At 57.5% G+C, this 21289-nt stretch carries 17 protein-coding genes; 16 read left to right on the top strand and 1 reads right to left on the bottom strand.

What is annotated here, in order from left to right:
- From ftsL to lpxC, 14 genes are all read left to right on the top strand, one after another.
- Entirely contained in the window at window positions 1-408 is a 408-nt protein-coding gene (gene ftsL, locus AC0B60_RS19460; protein WP_465087538.1) for a cell division protein FtsL, read from the top strand.
- Between the two features lie 30 nt (window positions 409-438).
- On the top strand, window positions 439-2178 hold the full coding sequence (locus tag AC0B60_RS19455; protein ID WP_465087537.1) for a peptidoglycan D,D-transpeptidase FtsI family protein: 1740 nt from the start codon (window positions 439-441) through the stop codon (window positions 2176-2178).
- A 4-nt stretch (window positions 2179-2182) separates the two neighbouring features.
- Window positions 2183-3667, top strand: a complete 1485-nt coding sequence (locus tag AC0B60_RS19450) for a UDP-N-acetylmuramoyl-L-alanyl-D-glutamate--2,6-diaminopimelate ligase (protein ID WP_465087536.1) — start codon at window positions 2183-2185, stop codon at window positions 3665-3667.
- Entirely contained in the window at window positions 3664-5055 is a 1392-nt protein-coding gene (locus AC0B60_RS19445) for a UDP-N-acetylmuramoyl-tripeptide--D-alanyl-D-alanine ligase (RefSeq protein ID WP_465087535.1), read from the top strand. Before AC0B60_RS19450 ends, AC0B60_RS19445 begins: the two co-directional genes overlap by 4 nt.
- Window positions 5040-6125: a phospho-N-acetylmuramoyl-pentapeptide-transferase gene (gene mraY, locus AC0B60_RS19440; protein ID WP_007154581.1), complete on the top strand. Its 1086-nt coding sequence runs from the start codon at window positions 5040-5042 to the stop codon at window positions 6123-6125. Before AC0B60_RS19445 ends, mraY begins: the two co-directional genes overlap by 16 nt.
- Window positions 6126-6139: 14 nt before the next feature.
- Window positions 6140-7480, top strand: a complete 1341-nt coding sequence (gene murD, locus AC0B60_RS19435; protein WP_465087534.1) for a UDP-N-acetylmuramoyl-L-alanine--D-glutamate ligase — start codon at window positions 6140-6142, stop codon at window positions 7478-7480.
- On the top strand, window positions 7480-8682 hold the full coding sequence (gene ftsW, locus AC0B60_RS19430; protein ID WP_465087533.1) for a putative lipid II flippase FtsW: 1203 nt from the start codon (window positions 7480-7482) through the stop codon (window positions 8680-8682). Before murD ends, ftsW begins: the two co-directional genes overlap by 1 nt.
- Entirely contained in the window at window positions 8675-9760 is a 1086-nt protein-coding gene (gene murG / locus AC0B60_RS19425; RefSeq protein WP_465087532.1) for an undecaprenyldiphospho-muramoylpentapeptide beta-N-acetylglucosaminyltransferase, read from the top strand. Before ftsW ends, murG begins: the two co-directional genes overlap by 8 nt.
- A complete protein-coding gene (murC, locus tag AC0B60_RS19420; protein WP_465087531.1) occupies window positions 9753-11198 on the top strand; it encodes a UDP-N-acetylmuramate--L-alanine ligase in 1446 nt (481 codons plus the stop codon). The genes murG and murC overlap by 8 nt, the downstream gene beginning before the upstream one ends.
- Window positions 11191-12168: a D-alanine--D-alanine ligase gene (locus AC0B60_RS19415; protein WP_465087530.1), complete on the top strand. Its 978-nt coding sequence runs from the start codon at window positions 11191-11193 to the stop codon at window positions 12166-12168. The genes murC and AC0B60_RS19415 overlap by 8 nt, the downstream gene beginning before the upstream one ends.
- Window positions 12161-13000: a cell division protein FtsQ/DivIB gene (locus tag AC0B60_RS19410; protein WP_465087529.1), complete on the top strand. Its 840-nt coding sequence runs from the start codon at window positions 12161-12163 to the stop codon at window positions 12998-13000. Before AC0B60_RS19415 ends, AC0B60_RS19410 begins: the two co-directional genes overlap by 8 nt.
- A gap of 36 nt (window positions 13001-13036) precedes the next feature.
- The gene (gene ftsA, locus AC0B60_RS19405) at window positions 13037-14272 is read left to right on the top strand and encodes a cell division protein FtsA (protein ID WP_465087528.1); all 1236 of its coding nucleotides are present in this window, start codon (window positions 13037-13039) and stop codon (window positions 14270-14272) included.
- Between the two features lie 100 nt (window positions 14273-14372).
- On the top strand, window positions 14373-15530 hold the full coding sequence (ftsZ, locus tag AC0B60_RS19400; protein ID WP_465087527.1) for a cell division protein FtsZ: 1158 nt from the start codon (window positions 14373-14375) through the stop codon (window positions 15528-15530).
- Between the two features lie 196 nt (window positions 15531-15726).
- A complete protein-coding gene (gene lpxC / locus AC0B60_RS19395) occupies window positions 15727-16641 on the top strand; it encodes a UDP-3-O-acyl-N-acetylglucosamine deacetylase (protein WP_007154571.1) in 915 nt (304 codons plus the stop codon).
- A gap of 11 nt (window positions 16642-16652) precedes the next feature.
- On the opposite strand, the gene AC0B60_RS19390 is transcribed toward lpxC, so the two are convergent.
- Window positions 16653-17099 carry a DciA family protein gene (locus AC0B60_RS19390; RefSeq protein ID WP_286748534.1) on the bottom strand — a complete coding sequence of 149 codons (447 nt, stop codon included), beginning with the start codon at window positions 17097-17099 and terminating at the stop codon, window positions 16653-16655.
- A gap of 293 nt (window positions 17100-17392) precedes the next feature.
- On the opposite strand from AC0B60_RS19390, the gene AC0B60_RS19385 reads away from it, so the two are divergent.
- On the top strand, window positions 17393-18346 hold the full coding sequence (locus AC0B60_RS19385; protein WP_465087526.1) for a M23 family metallopeptidase: 954 nt from the start codon (window positions 17393-17395) through the stop codon (window positions 18344-18346).
- A gap of 176 nt (window positions 18347-18522) precedes the next feature.
- Window positions 18523-21273, top strand: a complete 2751-nt coding sequence (gene secA, locus AC0B60_RS19380) for a preprotein translocase subunit SecA (protein WP_465087525.1) — start codon at window positions 18523-18525, stop codon at window positions 21271-21273.
- Window positions 21274-21289 lie beyond the last annotated feature (16 nt).

The following is a 21289-nucleotide window of genomic DNA, read 5'->3' as shown; positions in this document are numbered from 1 at the left end:
ATGGGCGCGGTAGCTATTGAACAGCCAACAAAAACAGCGCGACTGAATAGAAGGCGAGTCAGGGACGGTGTCGCCACTGCGGTCAGATTGTCGCACCAGGTCTTTGCCGCACTTCAGCAGAAGCGCGTGTTGATCACCGTGGGTCTGGTGATGCTGTTGATTGTGTCCTCGTTGGGCGTTGTTGTCAGTGCCCATGAGAACCGTGAATTGTTTAACTCCTTGTCTCAACTGCAGGAGCAGCGGGACAACTACCAGCGTGAATGGAGTCAGTTGCTGCTGGAGCAGAGTGCTCTGAGCGCCCACGGACGGGTAGAACAGTTGGCCTCCGAGCGCTTCGGGATGGTCGTGCCGGGCAAGCAGGATATCGTTCTGGTGCCTTTGATGGCGCCGCTCGTCGGGTCGCGTTAAGCGAAAACAACAAACCGCAAGGTGAAGACAGTGTCGGACCGGGGAAAGACAGCAACATGGGGCCAGCGACTGGCTGCCGGGCTTGAAGCCTGGCGGTACGGCACCGTGTTGGGTGTTTTTCTGCTGGTCGTCGGTGCCCTTGCCTGGCGGTTGGTGGATCTGCATGTGGTGGACAACGAGTTTCTGCGTAAGCAGGGCGATGTGCGCACCATTCGGGTGGAAAGCATCGATGCCCATCGTGGCGTGGTGACGGACCGGCACGGCGAGTCGCTGGCAGTGAGTACGCCAGTCCAGACCATCTGGGCGAATCCATCCGAAATCGACGCAGATGAGCCGCGACTGATTAACGTCGCACGTCTGTTGGGGCTACAAGAGGCCAGGCTTCGGGAACGGTTGCGTAAGTATTCAGGCAGGGAGTTCATTTACTTGCGCCGTAAGCTTCAGCCAGAGATTGCACGACAAGTGCTGGCAATGGGCGTTCCGGGCGTGTACAGCCGCCAAGAGTATCGTCGCTACTATCCTGCTGGTGAGGTGACGGCTCACGTGGTCGGGTTCACGAACATTGATGAGAATGGTCAGGAAGGCATCGAGCTGGCCTACAACCAGTGGCTAAGCGGTGAAAGCGGTCGCAAGCGGGTGCTCAAGGATAACCGTGGTCGTGTGATCAAGGATCTGACGTTGATCCGGGACGCGAAGCCTGGTCGCAACCTGGAACTCAGCATTGATTTGCGGCTCCAGTATCTGGCCTATCGGGAGTTGAAAGCTGTGGTCGGCGCGCACGATGCCAGGGGCGGCACTCTGGTGATGCTGGACGTGGACACCGGTGAGGTGTTGGCCATGGTGAACCAGGGCTCCTATAACCCCAACGACCGCAGCCAGCTGAGCCCCGACCGTTTACGGAACAAGGCCATTACCGATCTGTTTGAGCCGGGTTCCACGATGAAACCCGTTTCCATGGCGGCAGCGCTGGAGTCGGGGAAGTTCAAGGCTTCCAGCACTATAGACACGGCGCCTGGATACCGGCGCTTTGGTCGTTTCACGATTCGTGATCACCGGAATTATGGAGTGATCAGCCTGACTGACGTGATTGCAAAATCGAGCAACGTCGGCATCAGCAAGATTGCCACCGAATTGGGGGGTGACACGATCCGCGATCTTTATGCCCGCCTGGGGCTTGGCCAGCCAACCGGTATCGGGTTCCCCGGTGAAGCCGTTGGCGTGCTGCCAGCACCACCAAAGTGGCGCGCTGTCGAAGAAGCAACCCTGTCTTATGGGTATGGCATGAGCGTTAACGCGCTTCAACTGGCGCAGGCATACATGGTCCTGGCCAATGGCGGAATCCGCTACCCGCTGAGTCTGTTGAAGGCCGATGAAAAACCCGTTGGGGAACGAGTTCTTTCCGAAGAAGTCTCATTCCAGATCAGGGAAATGTTGCGAGAGGTGGTCGAGAACGGTACTGGAAAGCGCGCTCAACCAGGGTTCTATTCTGCCGGCGGCAAAACCGGGACGGTGCACCTGGTGGGCAAGAACGGATATGAAGACAGCCAGTACAAGGCAATATTTGCCGGTATGGCTCCTATCGACAATCCGCGGATTGTCACGGTTGTGGCTGTCGATGCCCCCCAGTCCGGTGAATACTACGGTGGCGAAGTGGCCGCGCCCGTATTCGCCCGAGTAATGGGGGATGCATTGCGGCTGCTGAACGTAAAGCCGGAACTGGAACTGGGCGAGGCAAAAGCGCCGCGTCAGGCATCCGGGGAGCGGGGTTAGGGTTATGTGTATTACATCACTCAGCACATTGTTGCAGGGAATCGCACCGGTACCGTCGGTGTTTGATGTCACAATCCACGGCCTGAAGACCAACAGCCGTGACGTTAGGGCGGGCGATGCATTTGTTGCCCTGGCCGGTGCCCGAACGCCCGCCGACCACTACATCGAACAGGCGATCGGTGCGGGTGCGACGGTAATTCTGCTGGAGTCAGCGCAGCCAGATGAATGCTACGAGCATGACGGTGTTCTTATCGTGCCGGTGACGACGTTGCGTGCGCACCTCGGGAAGATCGCGGATCGGTTTTTCGAGCATCCCTCCCAGCGATTGCGTCTGATTGGCGTTACTGGAACCAATGGCAAAACCTCGGTAAGCCACTACTTGGCGACATTGCTACAGGAGACCGGTACCCCTTGCGGCGTTATCGGCACCCTCGGCTATGGCATGCCCGGTGCGCTGCAGGAAGGTGCACACACCACGCCGGATGTCGTGCAGGTAAATCGAGTGCTGTCAAAAATCATTGCCCAAAGCGGACGCGCAGCAGCGATGGAAGTCTCTTCACATGCTCTCGAGCAGGGGCGGGTCGATAACCTGACCATGACCGGTGCAGTGTTCACCAACCTTACCCGGGATCATCTGGACTACCACGGTTCCATGGAAGCTTATGGAGCCGCAAAGGCCCGTCTTTTTCATAGTGAGGAGCTGCATTTTGCCGTTATCAATTTCGATGATCCGTTTGGCAGGCAACTCTATGAGCAACTTGACGGCAAATGCGACCGTGTCCGCTATAGCCTTCATGAGGCCCAGACCGAGCTCTGGCTGACAGAGTTTGCACCCTCCATTGACGGGTTCAGCGCTAGTGTGGACGGGCTTTGGGGGAGGCTTGACATATCCGCCCGGGTGTTGGGGAGCTTTAACGTCAGCAATATTCTTGCAGCCATGGCGGCCGTGCTCAGCCTGGGTGTGCCGGTAGAGCGGGTTCAGCAAGCGGTTGAGCGGTTGTCGCCCCCACCGGGACGGCTGGAGCCCTTCGCGGGCAGTAACGATGTGCGTGTTGTTGTGGATTACGCCCATACCCCGGACGCCCTGAACAGTGCACTTGCCGCCTTGCGTCCTCATGTTGGCGGGCGGCTCTTCTGTGTATTCGGCTGTGGCGGCGACCGCGACACCGGCAAGCGTCCGGAGATGGCCAGGGAAGCGGAGAAAGGGGCCGATGTCGTGATCGTGACGGACGACAATCCGCGCAGTGAAAATCCGGATGCCATTACCTCCGACATCATCGCTGGGTTTGAGTATCCGGACCAGGTTGCGGTTATCCATGATCGCGCAGAGGCAATTCGCCAGGCCATTCATTCTGCCGTGGCCGGGGACATTGTACTGATTGCCGGAAAGGGCCATGAGGCGTGGCAGGAAGTGGCGGGCCAAAGATTTCCGTTCAGCGATGCTGAGCAGGTTCGGCATGCGCTGTCGCTGAATGGAGGTGTCGCATGATGCGGCCCTTCGCGCTGGCCGAGGCCGTCAACTGGCTTGGCGGCACTTTGGCCGTTGGTGATCTGGACGGCGTGATGTTTCAGGGTGTCTCGACCGACACGCGCCGAATCGCCAGCGGAGACGTGTTCGTGGCCCTTCGAGGTGAAAACTTCGACGGGCATGATTATCTGGCCGTGGCAGAGCAGGCTGGAGCTGTGGCTGCCGTTGTAGACCAGGCAGACCCGAATCTGGCCCTTCCGCAGGTACGGGTTTCGGACACAATAGGTGCATTGGCAGACTTGGCACTGGCCAACCGAAATGCCAGCACCGCACGTTTTGTGGCGATCACCGGCAGCAGTGGCAAGACCACGGTGCGTGAAATGGTGGCTGCCATTCTTTCGCAGGTGGGCAATACCCTCGCCACCGAAGGCAACCTCAATAACCATATTGGCGTTCCCCTGACACTGTTCAGGCTGTCGCCGGAGCACCAGTTGGGCGCGATAGAGCTTGGCGCCAGCGCTCTGGGGGAAATTGCCCACACCGTCAACATTGTTCGGCCGGAGGTTGTCATCCTCACCAATGCCGGGCAGGCGCACCTGGAAGGGTTTGGCGGCTATGACAACGTGGTGCGTGCGAAGGGTGAAATTATTGATGGCGCGCCAGAAACCGGTCTTGTGATTCTGAATCGTGACGATCCGGCCTTCGATCAATGGCGTCAGCGGGCGGGCCAGCGTCGGGTCGCAGGTGTCAGTGGCCGGGCAAGTGAGGGGGCTGATTACGTCCCCAAAGATATACGCAGCGATGGCGATGTCCGGATGTTTCGCGCACAGGGGCCGGACGGTTGGTCGTGTGACATCAGGCTTTCCCTGCAGGGTGAGCACAATATTGCCAATGCATTACTGGCGATTGCCGCTGCGCGCGAGCTGGGTGCCGATAATGAGGCGATAAAGGCGGGGCTGGCGGCTCTGAAACCGGTAAAGGGGCGCCTGCAAATGATGGCGCTGACACCGCAACTGACTGTCATCGACGATAGCTATAACGCCAACCCAGCCTCCATGAAAGCTGCTTTGGATGTGTTGGCGGCACGCTCTGCCAGCCGTGTGGCGGTATTGGGGGCGATGGCTGAATTAGGGCAGGACAATCTGGCGCTGCACCGAGAGGTTGGTGAGTTCGCCAGGGCGAGGGGCATCGAAAGACTCCTCGCCGTGGGTGCTGGTTGTGAAGGATATGTTGAAGGTTTCGGAGACGCCGCTGAGGTGTGTGCGAGCCACGACGACGCGGTACGTCGTCTGTTTGAGGGGCCTGCCGAATCGCAGACGGTACTGGTCAAGGGTTCTCGCAGTTCCGCCATGGATCGCGTGGTGGAGGGAATAAAAGAAAAGGTGGGTAACGCATGCTGCTCTGGCTGACAGAGGCTCTTTCACAGTACTTTTCCGCGCTGACGGTTTTCCAGTACCTGACCGTCAGGGGGATCTTTGGTGTGTTGACTGCACTGCTGATCTCCCTGCTGATTGGCCCGGTGATGATTCGTAAACTCAGCCAGTATCAGATTGGCCAGGCGGTTCGTGACGATGGCCCGCAAACGCACCTGAGCAAAGCCGGCACGCCGACCATGGGTGGCGCGCTCATTCTGGTGGCTGTGGGGGTCAGCTCATTGTTGTGGGCGGACCTGAGCAATCGGTATGTCTGGGTGGCGATTCTGGTCACGCTTTTGTTCGGTGCGATTGGCTGGGTGGACGACTATCGCAAAGTGGTAGAGCGCAATCCTAGGGGGCTACCCGCTCGCTGGAAATATTTCTGGCAGTCAGTGATCGGAGCGACAGCGGCGGTAGTGCTGTTCATGAGTTCCGCACTGCCTCAGGAAACGTCGCTCTACGTGCCATTTTTCAAGAATGTGTCGCTGACCCTGGGGCCAGTGTTGTTCATTTTGTTGAGTTACTTCGTGATTGTGGGTAGCAGCAATGCGGTGAATCTGACCGATGGACTCGACGGCCTGGCTATTATGCCAACGGTCATGGTAGCAGCGGCCCTGGGCATCTTTGCTTACGTGTCTGGCCATGCGCAGTTCGCCGATTACCTGTTGATTCCTCATTTGCCTGGAACCGGTGAGTTGATTGTGTTCTGTGGCGCGCTGGTGGGTGCGGGGCTGGGGTTTCTTTGGTTCAACACCTATCCCGCCCAGGTGTTCATGGGCGATGTGGGCGCGCTTGCTCTTGGCGCGGCGCTGGGTGTTGTGGCGGTGATCGTACGGCAGGAAATCGTATTGTTCATCATGGGCGGCGTGTTTGTTATGGAAACCGTCTCCGTGATTCTGCAGGTGGCGTCCTTCCGGCTTACCGGCCGGCGGATATTCCGCATGGCGCCGCTGCATCATCATTTTGAACTGAAGGGCTGGCCGGAGCCGCGCGTTATCGTGCGCTTCTGGGTTGTCACTGTCGTTCTGGTACTGGTTGGCCTGGCCAGCCTGAAACTGAGATAGGGAAGTAAAGCACCATGGGTGTCATCGTTTCAGATCGTCGAACGCTGGTTGTAGGGCTCGGTAAAACCGGGCTCTCCTGCGTGCGCTATCTGTGCGAAAAAGGCCGCGACGTTGCCGTGGCTGACAGCCGCCTGTCACCGCCTGGCCTGGACCAGCTCAGGGCGAAATGGCCGGACCTGCCCGTTTACCTGGGTGAGTTTGATGTAGAGCTGTTTGCTGGTTTTAACGAACTGGTGGTCAGCCCCGGGATCAGCGTTGCCGAACCTGCTATTCGCGGTGCGGCCGATAAAGGGGCGGTCATTCGCGGTGACATTGATCTGTTTTCCGAAGCTGCGGATGCGCCGATCATTGCCATTACCGGTTCCAATGGCAAGACCACGGTGACCACGCTGGCCGGAGAGATGGCCAGGGCCGCTGGCCGCCGCGTGGAAGTCGGCGGCAATATCGGCACTCCGGCGCTGGAGCTGCTGGGTCGCGGTGCCGATCTCTATGTTTTGGAGTTATCGAGCTTCCAGCTCGAAACCACCCGGGAACTGAATGCCCTGGCGGCCACGGTGCTGAACGTCAGCGATGATCACATGGATCGCTATCCGGACAAAATGGCCTATTTCCAGGCCAAACAACGGATTTTCAACGGCTGTCAGAACGCCGTGGTCAATCTGGACGATGCCCTGAGCACGCCCATGGCGAGGGACAACCTCCGGTTCCTGTGTTTCGGTTTTCACCGTGTTAACCCGGATACGTTCAGTACTCGAGATGACGACGAAGGCACCTGGATTACCTTCGGTTTTGACAACCTGCTGTTGGCCGAGGAATTGGGCCTGATGGGCCAGCACAATATCAGCAATGTGATGGCGGCATTGGCACTTGGACACGCTGCCGGATTACCGATGGACGTAATGCTGGAAACTGCCAAGCGTTTCAAGGGGCTGCCGCACCGGTGCGAATTCGTTCGGCGGGTGAGTGATGTCGACTACATCAACGACTCCAAGGGCACCAATGTGGGAGCGACGGCCGCCGCCATTGAAAGTCTGGTGCCAGCGGGTGGGAAGATCGTGTTGATTGCCGGTGGTGAAGGCAAGGGCGCTGATTTCTCCTTGCTCTCTGAACCCGTGTCAACTCATTGTCGCGCGGTTGTACTGATCGGCGCCGATGCCGGAATCATCGCTGCGGCCCTGGGTAATCGGGTTGAGACGATCAATGCCGCTGACATCGCAGACGCTGTCCAGAAGGCGAATAGTCTGGCCCAGCCGGGTGACCGGGTACTGTTATCGCCAGCCTGTGCCAGTTTTGACATGTTCCGTGACTATGAAGATCGTGGCGATCGTTTTCGTAAACAGGTGGAGGGGCTGTGATGCACGCTGATCTGTCCCTAACCAGCCATCACGGCCTGTTTCGCGACCTGCGCCCGCTGCCACTACTGATTATCAGTTCCGCTGCGTTGCTGGTCATGGGGATTGTGATGATCTCCTCCGCGTCCATGGACATGGCGGCGGAAACCATGGGCAACAGTTACCACTATGTGATCCGTCAGCTTATTTTCGCCGGTATTGGCTGCGTGCTTGCGCTTATCGCCGTCAACGTGCCGATTTCCTGGTGGGAGCGTAGCGGGTGGTTGCTGCTCGGGGTCGGTTTGCTGTCCCTGCTTCTGGTGCTGACGCCACTCGGGCGTACCGTGAATGGCTCCACCCGCTGGATTTCGTTCGGTTTGTTCAATGTCCAGGTGTCGGAAATTGCCAAGCTCTGCCTGATTGCCTACCTGGCCGGATACGTGGTGCGTCGTCGGGATGAGTTGTTGAACACCTGGCCCGGATTTCTCAAGCCCCTGGGCGTACTTGGTATTGCCTCGGTGTTGTTGGTTATCGAACCGGATTTTGGTGCCACGGTGGTTCTTGTCGCCGCATCAGCCGGCATGATTTTCCTCAGTGGCGTTCGGCTTAGCCGCTTTATGCCGCTGATCGGCGTATTGGTGGTGATGGGAGCGGCGCTGATACTTACTCAACCCTATCGCTTGAAGCGGGTTGTGAGCTATCTCGACCCCTGGAAAGACCAGTTTGATACCGGTTACCAGCTTACCCAGTCGTTGATTGCGTTCGGTCGTGGAGACTGGGCAGGCACCGGGCTGGGTAATTCGGTACAGAAACTGTTCTATCTGCCGGAAGCTCACACTGACTTTATCTTCGCGATCATTGCTGAAGAGTTCGGGTTGTTGGGGTCGCTGATGGTGTTGGGTCTGTTCACCGTGCTGGTGGTGACAGGGTTCGTGATTGCCAGAAGGGCCGAGAAAGCGGACATGCCATTCGCTGCGTGTTTCTCCTACGGCATTACTCTGCTGATTGGTTTGCAGGCAGGTATCAACATGGCGGTCAGTACCGGCCTTCTACCCACCAAGGGATTGACCTTGCCGCTTGTAAGCTATGGCGGTTCAAGCCTGATGATTACCGCTGTCTGCATTGGTGTTCTGGCACGGGTGGAGATGGAACGGCTGGACCGCGAAAAGCTGGCCAGCGAGAAGACCCGTAAACCGGCGGCCAGGGGAGGTGCGGTTTATGACTGATAAGCGGCGCTTTCTAATGATGGCTGGTGGTACGGGTGGCCATGTTTTCCCTGCGCTGGCGACGGCGAGACAACTGCAGGACAAAGGCCATGAGGTTTTCTGGCTGGGTTCTCGTGGTGGTATGGAAGAGCGATTGATCGGCGAAACCGATATACCGCTGTCGCTGATCCAGGTCTCCGGGCTTCGGGGCAAGGGTCGTCTGGCTTTGTTGACGGCACCATTCCGGCTGATGCGTGCTCTGGGGCAGGCCTTTACGATCGTTCGTGCCATCCGTCCACATTGTGTTATTGGCATGGGCGGCTTTGTGACTGGCCCCGGCGGCTTGTCTGCCTGGCTGAACCGGGTGCCGCTGGTGATCCACGAACAGAATGCCATTGCTGGAATGACCAACCGCATCCTGGTGCGCTTTGCCCATACCGTGTTGGAGGCTTTTCCCGGGAGCTACGGCACAAATGTGGTCACCCGCTGTACTGGCAACCCGGTCAGGCAGGACCTGGCCGAGCTCGCCGAACCCGATCAGAGGATGTCCGGTCGGGCGGGCGCACTGCGGTTGCTTGTGGTAGGTGGCAGCCTTGGTGCCCAGGTGTTTAATCGCACGCTGCCAGCGGCGTTGGCTCAGATGCCGGAGGCCGAACGGCCGACGGTACGCCACCAATGTGGCGAGAGGAATATTGAGGAAGCCGGTGATGCCTACCGTGACCACAGTGTGGACGCATCGGTGGAGCCGTTTATCAAGGATATGGCAGAGGCCTATGGCTGGGCTGACATTGTGCTCTGCCGGTCTGGAGCACTCACCGTTTCTGAGTTGTGTGTCGCCGGCATAGGCGCTGTTCTGGTGCCGTTTCCCCATGCGGTGGACGACCACCAGACCCGGAACGCACAGCAAATGGTTAACGCGAAAGGCGCCATACTGATCCCGCAACCAAAGCTGTCGGCTGATCTACTGGCGGAAACCCTGACCGATCTCGGCAAGGACCGCTGCCGGATTTTGGACATGGCGAAGGCCGCGAAGACGCTGGCTCGCCCCGATGCAACGGAGAGAGTCGTGAACTACTGTTTGGAGGCCGCAAATGGCTGAATCCACAAATCCCCCGCTGGTCTATCAGGTGCCCGAGATGCGCCGTATCCGCAATATTCATTTTGTGGGGATCGGTGGCGCTGGCATGAGCGGTATTGCCGAGGTACTGAAGAACCAGGGCTACGATGTGTCGGGCTCTGACATTCGTGAGAGTGCGGTTACCGACCGGCTTACCGGCATGGGTGTTGAGGTATTCATCGGCCATCGTGAGGAAAACAGCGCCAGTGCTGACGTTGTTGTGGTGTCGTCTGCGGTAACAAGTGATAACCCAGAAGTATCGGCGGCCCGTAACCGACGGGTGCCGATCGTGCCCCGTGCAGAAATGCTGGCGGAAATCATGCGCTATCGCCATGGCATTGCTGTGGCAGGCACTCACGGCAAAACAACCACCACCAGCCTCATTGCATCGGTTTTGGGTGAGGCTGGCCTGGATCCCACGTTTGTGATTGGTGGCAAGCTCAATAGCGCCGGAACCAACGCGCAACTTGGTGGTTCCCGCTACCTGGTAGCCGAGGCCGACGAAAGCGATGCCTCTTTCCTGCACCTGACGCCGGTGATCTCGGTGGTGACCAACATTGAAGCCGACCATATGGACACCTATGGCGGCGATGTTGGGCGTCTGAAGCAGACGTTCGTGGACTTCCTCCACAATTTGCCATTTTACGGCGTTGCGGTGATGTGTGTGGATGACGACTTCGTGCAGGAAATCATCCCGAGAATCTCTCGCGCCATCATTACCTATGGCATCGACAATCCGGACTCTGACTATCGGGCCGAAAACATCGAATCCGATGGCCTGCGGACACGATTTGTCGTTCGCCGCCCGGGTGGTCGCAGTGATCTGGATGTGGAACTGAAAATGCCGGGCCGCCACAACGTACTCAATGCCCTGGCGGCCATTGCCGTGGCCACCGACGAAGGTGTGGACGATGCCGCCATCTGTAGTGGTCTCGCAGGTTTTGCAGGGGTGGGACGTCGTTTCCAGGTCTACGGCGATTACAACACCCGCAAGGGCGTTGTCACCCTGATCGATGACTATGGGCACCACCCCACGGAGGTGGAGGCCGTTATTCGAGCTGCCCGTGATGCCTGGCCTGATCGCCGATTGGTCATGCTTTATCAGCCTCACCGCTACACCCGAACCCGGGATCTCTACGAGGACTTTGTCAGGGTACTTTCGGACGTGGATGGACTCTTGCTGATGGACGTGTATTCGGCGGGTGAGCCGGCGATACCGGGTGCGGATGGCCGTGCATTGTGTCGCAGCCTGCGGCAGCGAGGCAGCGTGGAGCCGCTTTTTGTGGAAGAAAACGGAGAGGTCGAAGCCCTGCTTGCCAACACGTTACAGGACGGCGATCTGCTGATTACACAGGGCGCGGGTGATATAGGCGGAGTGGCTGCGCGACTGGCAGCCGCGGGAGTGATTGCGGATGAGTGAGATGGCCAAGACTGTGGATTCACAAGGGTATCAGGCCGATCCGGAGACGCTGAAGGCATTGGGGCGGGTGGCGGTCCTCATGGGCGGTGATTCCGCCGAGCGTGAAGTGTCACTGAAAAGCGGGCAGGCCGTACTGTCGGCGCTGGTATCCGCCGGAGTCGATGCCTATGCCGTGGATGTGCGCGGTTGTTTGCTGAAAACCGTGGAAGAGCCAGAGTTTGACCGGGTTTTTATTGCCCTGCACGGGCGCGGCGGGGAAGACGGCACGATTCAGGCCATCCTGTCTCAGGCTGGTATTCCCTTTACGGGAAGTGATGTGCTGGCCTCTGCACTGGCCATGGACAAGCTGCGTAGCAAATACGTGTTCGAGGGCTGTGGCCTGCCAACCCCGAAGTTCCGTGCCATGGGTTCCGTGGAGGAAGCCGACAGCCTATTACAGTCGCTGTCGTTACCGTTGAGCGTAAAACCCTCGCGGGAAGGCTCCAGCATTGGCATTCGCAAGGTGAACAGTGAGCAGGAGTTGGTTGAAGCCTATACGCAGGCGGCCGCACTGGACCCTCTGGTACTTGTCGAAGAATGGATTGAAGGCCCGGAATTTACCGTCAGCCTTTTGCAGGATCAGGCGCTGCCGGCCATTGGTTTGAGCACGGATCACGTTTTCTACGACTACGACGCCAAGTACCTGGCCGACGACACCCGCTACCAGATCCCCTGTGGGCTGGACCCGGACAGCGAGCTGAAGCTCCAGCATCTGGCGCTGGATGCGTTCCGGGTGCTGGGCTGCCGAACCTGGGGCCGGGTAGACATTATGCAGGACCGCCAGGGTGAGTTCTGGATTCTGGAAGTGAACACGGTCCCGGGAATGACGGACCACAGCCTGGTGCCCATGTCGGCTCGGGCGGCCGGTATCAGCTTCGAGGAACTGGTGGTGAGGATCCTCATGGACACGTTGGAGGCAGGCGATGCTTGAAAAGCTGCTGATCCGGAGCCGGGCGGTACCGTCCGACCCACCGAAGCGCAGGGGAGCGACCTCTCTTGGGCCGGATAGGGACCGGTTTGGTTTGCTGAAGGCCGTGTTGGCTGCTGTACCTTGGGGGCAGGCAGTGATGGGCGCGGGTATTGTCCTGTTAGCGGCATTGGTGCCCTGGGGAACCAGTGAGGTGTTGGGTGCCATGGATCGCCAGGTAATGGCTATCGATGTGAAGGGCTCGTTGGTAGGTGAGAACCGGACGGCTCTGGAGCGTAGTGCCGGCAAGTGGATTGGCCGGAGTTTTTTTGCCACGGATCTTTCTGACATCAAGGAAAGCCTGGAACAGCGCCCGTGGGTGGAGTCGGCAGCGGTCAAGCGCGCCTGGCCCGACCGTCTTCAGATCGAGATTCGTGAGAAAAAGCCGCTGGCGTATTGGAACAGCAATCGGCTGGTGAGCCGTAACGGGGAGTTGTTTACTCCGCCCAACCCCGAAGTAGCCGGCCGACTGCCTCGGTTGGCCGGACCGGACGAGCGCGTGAAGGAAGTGATCAATATGGCAAGGATCATGTCGGATACGCTCACAGGCCACAATCTCGGATTTGCCGGGCTGAGCCTTGAGCAGCGCGGTGCCTGGACACTGACCCTTGCCAACGGCATTGAAGTGGTTCTGGGCAGAGATCAGGTTGAGGCGCGTTTTGAACGCTTTGTCACGGTTTATCAGGAACGGCTGGCATCGCGCTCAGACGAAGTCAGACGGGTGGATGCCCGCTACAGCAATGGGGTGGCGGTTCAGTGGAAGCCGGCAGAGACGGCCTCGCGGACAAAATCATAGCAACGCTAAATTCAGACCTACGGTTTGGTGGAATACATGTCATCGGATGAAACGGAAAACATGATTGTCGGCCTCGATATCGGAACCTCGAAAGTGGTTGCGATTGTCGGCAAACGTAAAATGGACGGGACCATTGAGGTGGTGGGCATCGGCTCCAACCCATCCCGTGGGCTCAAGCGTGGAGTGGTGGTCAACATCGAAACCACGGTCCAGGCCATTCAGCGCGCGGTGGAAGAAGCTGAGCTGATGGCGGGCTGCCGTATTCACTCCGTCTATGCGGGTATCGCCGGAAGCCACATCAAGAGTCTTAACTCTCATGGCATTGTGGCGATCCGTGACAGGGAAGTAACTCAGGCGGACATAGATCGTGTCATTGATGCAGCTCAGGCGGTTGCGATCCCGGCGGACCAGAAGATCCTCCACATTCTGCCCCAGGAGTTCGTTATCGACAGCCAGGAAGGCATCAAGGAGCCGATGGGCATGTCCGGTGTGCGTCTGGAAGCCAAAGTACATCTGGTGACCTGTGCAGTGAACGCCGCTCAGAACATCGATAAGTGTGTCAAACGCTGCGGACTGGAAGTCGACGACATCATCCTGGAGCAGTTGGCGTCCAGCCACGCCATCCTCACGGAAGATGAAAAGGAACTGGGTGTCTGCGTGGTGGATATTGGCGGCGGAACCACTGATATCGCAGTGTTCACCGGTGGCGCGATCCGCCATACAGCAGTGATTCCCATTGCCGGTGACCAGGTGACCAACGACATCGCCATGGCGTTGCGGACACCGACGCAGAATGCCGAGGAAATCAAGATCAAGTACGCCTGCGCCTTGACTCAGCTGGCCGGCGCGGATGAAACCATCAAGGTGCCCAGTGTGGGCGACCGGGCGCCGCGGGATCTGTCCCGCCAGGCGCTCGCCGAGGTGGTGGAGCCGCGTTACGAAGAGCTGTTTACCCTGGTGCAGTCTGAGCTTCGCCGTTCGGGATTCGAAGACCTGATCCCGGCCGGCATCGTGATTACCGGCGGTTCCTCCACCATGGAAGGCGTAGTGGAACTGGCGGAAGAGATCTTCCACATGCCGGTAAGGCTGGCCTGTCCGCAGGCGGTCTCCGGGATGACGGAGGTAGTCAACAACCCCATCTACGCCACGGGCGTTGGGTTGTTGATCCATGGCTTCCGCCAGATGGATCTGGGGCGGGCGCCGGCGCTTAAGGGTGAAGATGCACCCACGCTGTTTGAGCGCATGAAAGCCTGGTTTACCGGTCATTTCTGACGGTGAGCCGGGAGAAGACATACACGAAGGTATCTCGAAAATCATAATCTCGAAAAATCAGTCTGGAAAAGGCTGATAAACAGCACGAAGGAGTAGGGGAATGTTTGAACTCGTCGATAATGTCCAGCAAAACGCTGTCATTAAAGTAGTGGGTGTTGGCGGTGGTGGTGGTAACGCCGTACGCCACATGCTCAACAGTGATATCGAAGGCGTGGAATTTATATGCGCCAATACCGACGCTCAGGCCCTGACGGACCTGGATGCACGTCAGATCATTCAGCTTGGTGGCAACATCACCAAAGGGCTGGGTGCCGGTGCCAACCCGGAAGTAGGGCGTCAATCTGCTCTGGAAGACCGTGATCGCATCGCCGAGTCGCTGAAAGGCGCCGACATGGTGTTCATTACCGCCGGCATGGGTGGTGGTACTGGTACCGGTGCAGCGCCTGTGGTGGCGGAAGTGGCCCGTGAGATGGGCATCCTTACCGTTGCCGTGGTGACCAAGCCGTTCATGTTTGAAGGCGGCAAACGCATGAGTGTGGCGGAAGCCGGCCTACAGGAACTGGAAGAAACCGTTGACTCCCTGATCACCATTCCCAACGAAAAGTTGCTGGCGGTCATGGGTAAGAAGACCAGCTTGCTGGACGCCTTTGGCTCTGCCAACGACGTTCTGCTGGGTGCCGTTCAGGGTATTGCTGATCTGATTACCCGCAACGGTATGATCAACGTGGACTTTGCGGACGTAAAAACCGTCATGTCCGAGATGGGCAATGCCATGATGGGTACCGCGCGTGCCACAGGCGAGAACCGGGCCCGCGAAGCTGCAGAAGCCGCTGTACGCAGTCCGCTTCTGGAAGACATCAACCTGCAGGGCGCCAAGGGTATCCTGGTCAACATCACTGCCGGTATGGATCTCAACCTGGGCGAGTTCTCAGAGGTTGGTGATATCGTTCGCGAATTCGCCTCGGATTCTGCCACGGTGGTTGTGGGTACCGTGATTGATCCGGAAATGACCGACGAACTCAAGGTGACGGTGGTTGCAACCGGCCTGGGCGGCGACCGCGAGAAGCCAACCAAGGTGGTGGACAACACCCGCAGCCTGGATGGCACAACGGATTACAACCAGCTTGACCGTCCTGCCGTTCTGCGTCGCCGTGCCGTGGCTCACGGTAATGTGGCGATTGATCAGAGCAAGGACAGCGAAGAACAGGGAGTCGACTATCTCGATATTCCCGCATTCCTTCGCCGTCAGGCTGACTGATAATCTGTTGCAAATGTATTCGGTAATGGAACCTTTGTAACCGAATTACGTGTGCTGTCTATCAGTCCGGACTTGTGCCGGGAGGCCAATCAAAGGTTAACGATTGGTTAAATGGTATTCAGTCTTACTTTCTGGTATTCTCCGGGCAGAATTATGCCCAGACTATATCGCATTTTTGTGACGGAAATATGTACCGATGATCAGACAACGGACACTTAAGAACACCATCCGCGCCACCGGCGTTGGCTTGCACTCGGGGGAAAAAGTGTATCTTACCCTGAAGCCCGCTCCGGTGGACTCGGGGATCGTTTTTCGCCGTACCGATCTCGACCCTGTGGTTGAAATCCGTGCCTGCGCGGAAAACGTTGGTGAGACCATGCTTTCCACGACACTGCTGAAAGACGGTGTCCGGGTTGCAACAGTGGAGCATTTGTTGTCAGCCATGGCTGGTCTCGGGATTGATAACTGTTTCGTCGAGCTCAGCGCCGCGGAAGTGCCCATTATGGACGGCTCTGCCGGTCCGTTTGTGTTTCTTCTGCAGTCCGCCGGTATTGCCGAGCAGGACGCCGCCAAGCGTTTCATTCGCATCAAGCGCGAAGTGACGGTTGAAGAAGGTGACAAGAAGGCGACTCTGCTGCCTTTCGAAGGCTTCAAGGTCAGCTTCGGTATCGACTTCGACCACCCTGTTTTCAAAGGGCGCGCCCAGACCGCCACCGTTGATTTTTCCAGCACGTCGTTCGTGAAGGAAGTCAGTCGTGCACGAACGTTTGGGTTCATGCGTGATATCGAGAAGTTGCGTGCGATGAATCTGGCGTTAGGCGGAAGCGTTGACAATGCCATCGTTGTTGACGATTACAAAATCCTCAACGAAGACGGTCTGCGTTACGACGATGAATTCGTCAAGCACAAGCTGCTGGATGCAATCGGTGACCTCTACCAGTTGGGCAACAGCCTGATTGGCGAGTTCCGTGGTATTAAATCCGGCCACGACCTGAACAACAAGCTGCTGCGCAAGCTCAGGGCGGAAGAGGATGCGTGGGAAGTGGTGACCTTCGACGACGAGGCTGCTGCCCCGATTTCCTACATGAAACCTGTGCTGGCGGCGGGCTGAGGCAGGACGCCTTAATCCCGGACGTGGCTTGCGAGTTTTTCGAGAACCTCGCGTAATTGTTTGTCCTTCGTGTGCCCGGCTTCCTCTTTGAGGAGTCGGGCATTTTCGTTACTGAGGGGCGTCATTTTTGCTTTCGGCCGCTCGCTGAATCGCGGTGGAGCGACTTTGACCTTCAGTTTCCAGACAAAGCGGAATAGCTCCTGCTTGCGAAGCTCTTCCATGATTTCATGCTGGCGGAAACGAATCTGGCTGGCGGTGGTGGCTGCCGTAGCCGACAAAATCAGCTCCCCGTCACGGCAACTCACAAACCGCGTGCCTTTCGCCAGGCTTTCCGGAAGCGCAGCGATAACGAGTTGTTCTGCCTGAGTGTGATGCTGGGCTTTCGCCATCAGTTCACGCAGGGTTGAAGCTCTGGAGAAGCTGTCCGGAGTCAATTCGAGGTCGGTTTTCTTTTTCATGGCAATCAGTAGTTCTCGACGACAACGGTAACGATTGGTTACACTTCGGCACGGTTAATAGGCAGAGCCTGTATTACACTCGTTTTACATTGTCTGGTGTGTGTATGTCCACGGGCGACTGCTATTTTATTAAACGTAGTCGTTGCAATGGATAGCACGTGCGTTTTCAGGCGCGATTTATGCTGCCCAGGATTGAGTAGTCGGATAGGAAATCCGCAATCTGGCAAAGGATGCCCAGGCAGGTCCAGTCAGAACACTCTGGATGCAACACTACAGGATCAGGTTGCGTCCCCATGAAACCAGAAGACGATATGAATATTATCCTCGTTGGCAAGCGCCATGGGAAATCCCGTACGGTTTCGATAAATGCCCCTGCCCTGGCAGGACTGGTCTTTGTCGTGGTCGCACTGTTGATACTGGCGGGTTGGTCTGGTTATAAGGTGGCGGTGAGCCAGATTGAGCCGGCCGAGCCTGCGGAATCGGAGTTGGTAGCGCAGTGGCAGACCCGGCTGAGCGAACAAAAGACCGAGCTGGCCCGGATCGAGCGGAACGTCCAGCAGCAGGTTGATGCCTTGACGCTGCGGCTGGGTGAGATGCAGGGGCGTCTTCTCAGGCTTGATGCTCTCGGGCAGCGCTTCCTGGAGTCGGGGCTGGTGGCCAGCGACGAGTTCGACTTTGACCAGCCAGCGGCTGTTGGTGGCCCTGAGGAAAGTCTTGATGGCGACTCTTTCACAGCGCCAGAGTTGACCAGCATGATTGATCAGCTTGCCCGCCGCATTGAGGATCGGGAACAGCAATTGCGCATGCTGGACATGGTCACCTCCCGCCAAAAGCTCGAAAAAGAGCTTTTTGTGGAGGGCCGTCCTATTACCTGGGGCTGGCTGTCCTCAAAATACGGCTATCGTTCCGACCCTTTTACTGGCAAGCGTACCTGGCACGCAGGTGTGGACTTGGCTGGCAAGGACGGTAGCGACATCATTTCCGTAGCTGGTGGCGTGGTCACCTATGCCGACGAGCGCTACGGCTATGGCAACCTCGTTGAGGTGGACCACGGTGATGGCCTGGTAACCCGTTACGCCCATGCCAAGACCATCAAGGTAAAGGTGGGAGATGTTGTCCAAAAGGGTCAGGTGCTGGCGCTGATGGGCAGCACAGGCCGTTCCACCGGACCTCATGTGCATTTTGAAGTTATCCGCAACGGTAAATCCGAGAATCCGGAAACCTACATCAAGCGGGCTAGCCGCTAGCCGCTTGATAGAGGCGCCTGTAAGGGCGTCTGATTTCTTCCCGTTGTCCCCGTCCGGCACTCTTTTTTCAATCTTTTCAGCGTTGTGACAGGCTTCTGTGAGGCCTGACTTTTGTACTGCTGCGAAATAAGGTTAGAATGCCGGCTTCCTCCGTTTAATCAAAGAAGCAGTGGTCTATGTTCACAAAGCTTGCAACCAAGATGTTCGGCAGTAAGAACGCCAGAGAAATCAAGCGGATGCGCAAAACCGTATCGCGTATTAATGAGCTTGAAGAGCAGTATGGCAATTTGTCCGACACCGAGTTGCAAGGTAAGACTGCGGAATTTCGTCGCCGCTATGACGAAGGCGAGGGCCTTGACGCATTGCTTCCGGAAGCGTTTGCCACCACTCGTGAGGCGAGTCGTCGAGTCATGGGGATGCGCCATTACGACGTGCAGATGATCGGCGGTATCACGCTTCACGAAGGCCGTATTTCCGAGATGAAAACCGGTGAAGGTAAAACGCTGGTAGCGACGCTGGCCGTATACCTGAATGCGTTGACTGGCAAGGGCGTGCATCTGGTTACCGTGAACGACTACCTGGCCCGCCGCGATGCCGAGTGGATGGGAAAATTGTATCGCTTCCTGGGTCTGCAGGTAGGTGTTGTAGCGGCCGGTCAGCCCCCTGAAGAGAAGCGGGCTGCCTATCAGGCGGATATTACTTATGGTACGAACAACGAGTTCGGCTTCGACTATCTTCGCGATAACATGGCTTTCAGCACCGAGGACAAGGTGCAGCGTGGCCTCCACTTTGCCATCGTGGACGAAGTGGACTCCATCCTGATTGACGAAGCCCGTACCCCGTTGATCATCTCGGGCGCGGCGGAAGACAGTTCAAAACTCTACCTGGCGATCAACGAGCTTGTGCCAAGCCTTGAGTTGGGCGAAGTCAGTGAAGAAGGTGAGCCCAGTGGCGATTTCACCATCGATGAGAAATCCCGTCAGGTGGAACTGACCGAAACCGGTCATGAAAAGGTGGAAGAGTTGTTGTTGGAACGGGGCCTGCTTAAGGAAGGTGAAAGCCTGTATTCCGCCGCCAACCTTAGCCTGTTGCATCACGTCCACTCGGCCCTCAGGGCTCATCATCTGTTCCAGAAAGACGTGGATTACATTGTCCAGGGCGATCAGGTTGTGATCGTTGACGAGCATACAGGTCGAACCATGCCGGGCCGCCGTTGGAGTGAAGGCCTGCACCAATCTATTGAGGCCAAGGAAGGGGTTCGCATTCAGGCAGAGAGCCAGACCCTGGCTTCTACCACCTTCCAGAATTATTTCCGTCTATACGATAAGCTCGCCGGCATGACCGGTACCGCTGACACTGAGGCGTTTGAGTTTCGCCAGATTTACGGCCTGGACGTTGTTGTTATTCCTCCTAACAAGCCTATCCAGCGAATCGACTACAACGACCTGATCTACCTGACCCAGGACGAGAAATTTCACGCCATTATCGATGAGATTAAGGACGTGACTACTGAGGGCCGACCAATCCTGGTGGGGACGGCCTCAATTGAGGCCTCAGAGCTTCTGTCCATGCTGCTCAAGAAGGCGCGAATTGATCACAAGATCCTTAACGCCAAACAGCACGAGAGTGAGGCTCAGATCATTGCGCAGGCAGGTCGTCCGGGTGCGGTGACCATTGCCACCAACATGGCTGGCCGTGGTACGGACATCGTGCTGGGTGGTAACTGGGAATTTGAGGTGGCGGGCATGGAAACCCCCACAGAAGAGGAAGTTGCACGCATCAAGGCCGAGTGGACGGAGCGTCACAACCAGGTGCTAGAGGCTGGCGGGCTGCACATCATTGGTACCGAGCGTCACGAATCCCGCCGCATAGACAATCAGCTTCGAGGCCGTGCCGGTCGTCAGGGTGACCCTGGTTCATCACGGTTCTTCCTGTCGCTGGAAGATAACCTGATGCGAATATTCGCGCCTGATCGCGTGAAAAGCCTGATGCAGGCCATGGGCATGAAAAAAGGCGAGGCCATCGAGCATCGAATGGTCACCAACGCCATTGAAAAATCTCAGCGCAAGGTAGAAGGCCGCAACTTTGATATGCGGAAAACTCTGCTGGAGTATGATGACGTTGCCAACGATCAGCGTACGGTGATCTATGATCAGCGTAACGAGGTTATGTCGTCGGAAGATGTTTCCGAGATGATTGATACCATCCGTGAGGATGTGGTGGATTCGCTGGTTAGTGAGTTCATTCCACCGCAGAGCATGCCGGAACAGTGGGATGTTGCTGGCCTGGAGAGCCAGCTGCAATCGGAAATGGCCATCAACCTGCCCATCCAGGCGTGGCTGGATGAGGACAGCAAGCTCTACGAAGAGAATCTGCGTCAGCGTATTCTGGACGAGATTGTTGCAGCGTATAAAGCCAAAGAGGAACTGGCTGGCTCCGAGCCCATGCGCAAGTTCGAGAAGCAGGTATTCCTGCAAGTGCTCGACACGCTCTGGAAAGAGCATCTTTCAAACATGGACCACCTGCGCCGTGGTATCCACCTGCGTGGCTATGCCCAGAAGAATCCCAAGCAGGAGTACAAGCGCGAGGCCTTTAACCTGTTCGAAAGCATGTTGGAGACCATGAAGCGTGATGTGGTCCGGGTGTTGTCCCATGTCCGTGTTCAGAGCCGCGAAGAAATGGAAGAGGTGGAACGTCGCCGCAAAGAGGAGCTGGAGCGGGAGCTTGCCCAGGCGCGACTGCGCCACGATGAAACCAGTGCTACCGCTCAACACAGACAGGACGATAGCGCCGGTGAGTCTGGTGCCCAGCAGCCTCAGGGCACGCCGGAGACCTTTGTGCGACAGGACCGAAAGGTAGGGCGAAACGAGCCTTGTCCATGCGGGTCTGGCAAGAAGTACAAGCAGTGTTGTGGAAAGGTCAACTGATTTCCGCCGCTGAGTG

Source organism: Marinobacter sp. V34, assembly GCF_055524115.1.
Note: the sequence above shows the minus strand (reverse complement) of the source record. Positions and strands in the feature narration are given on the sequence as shown.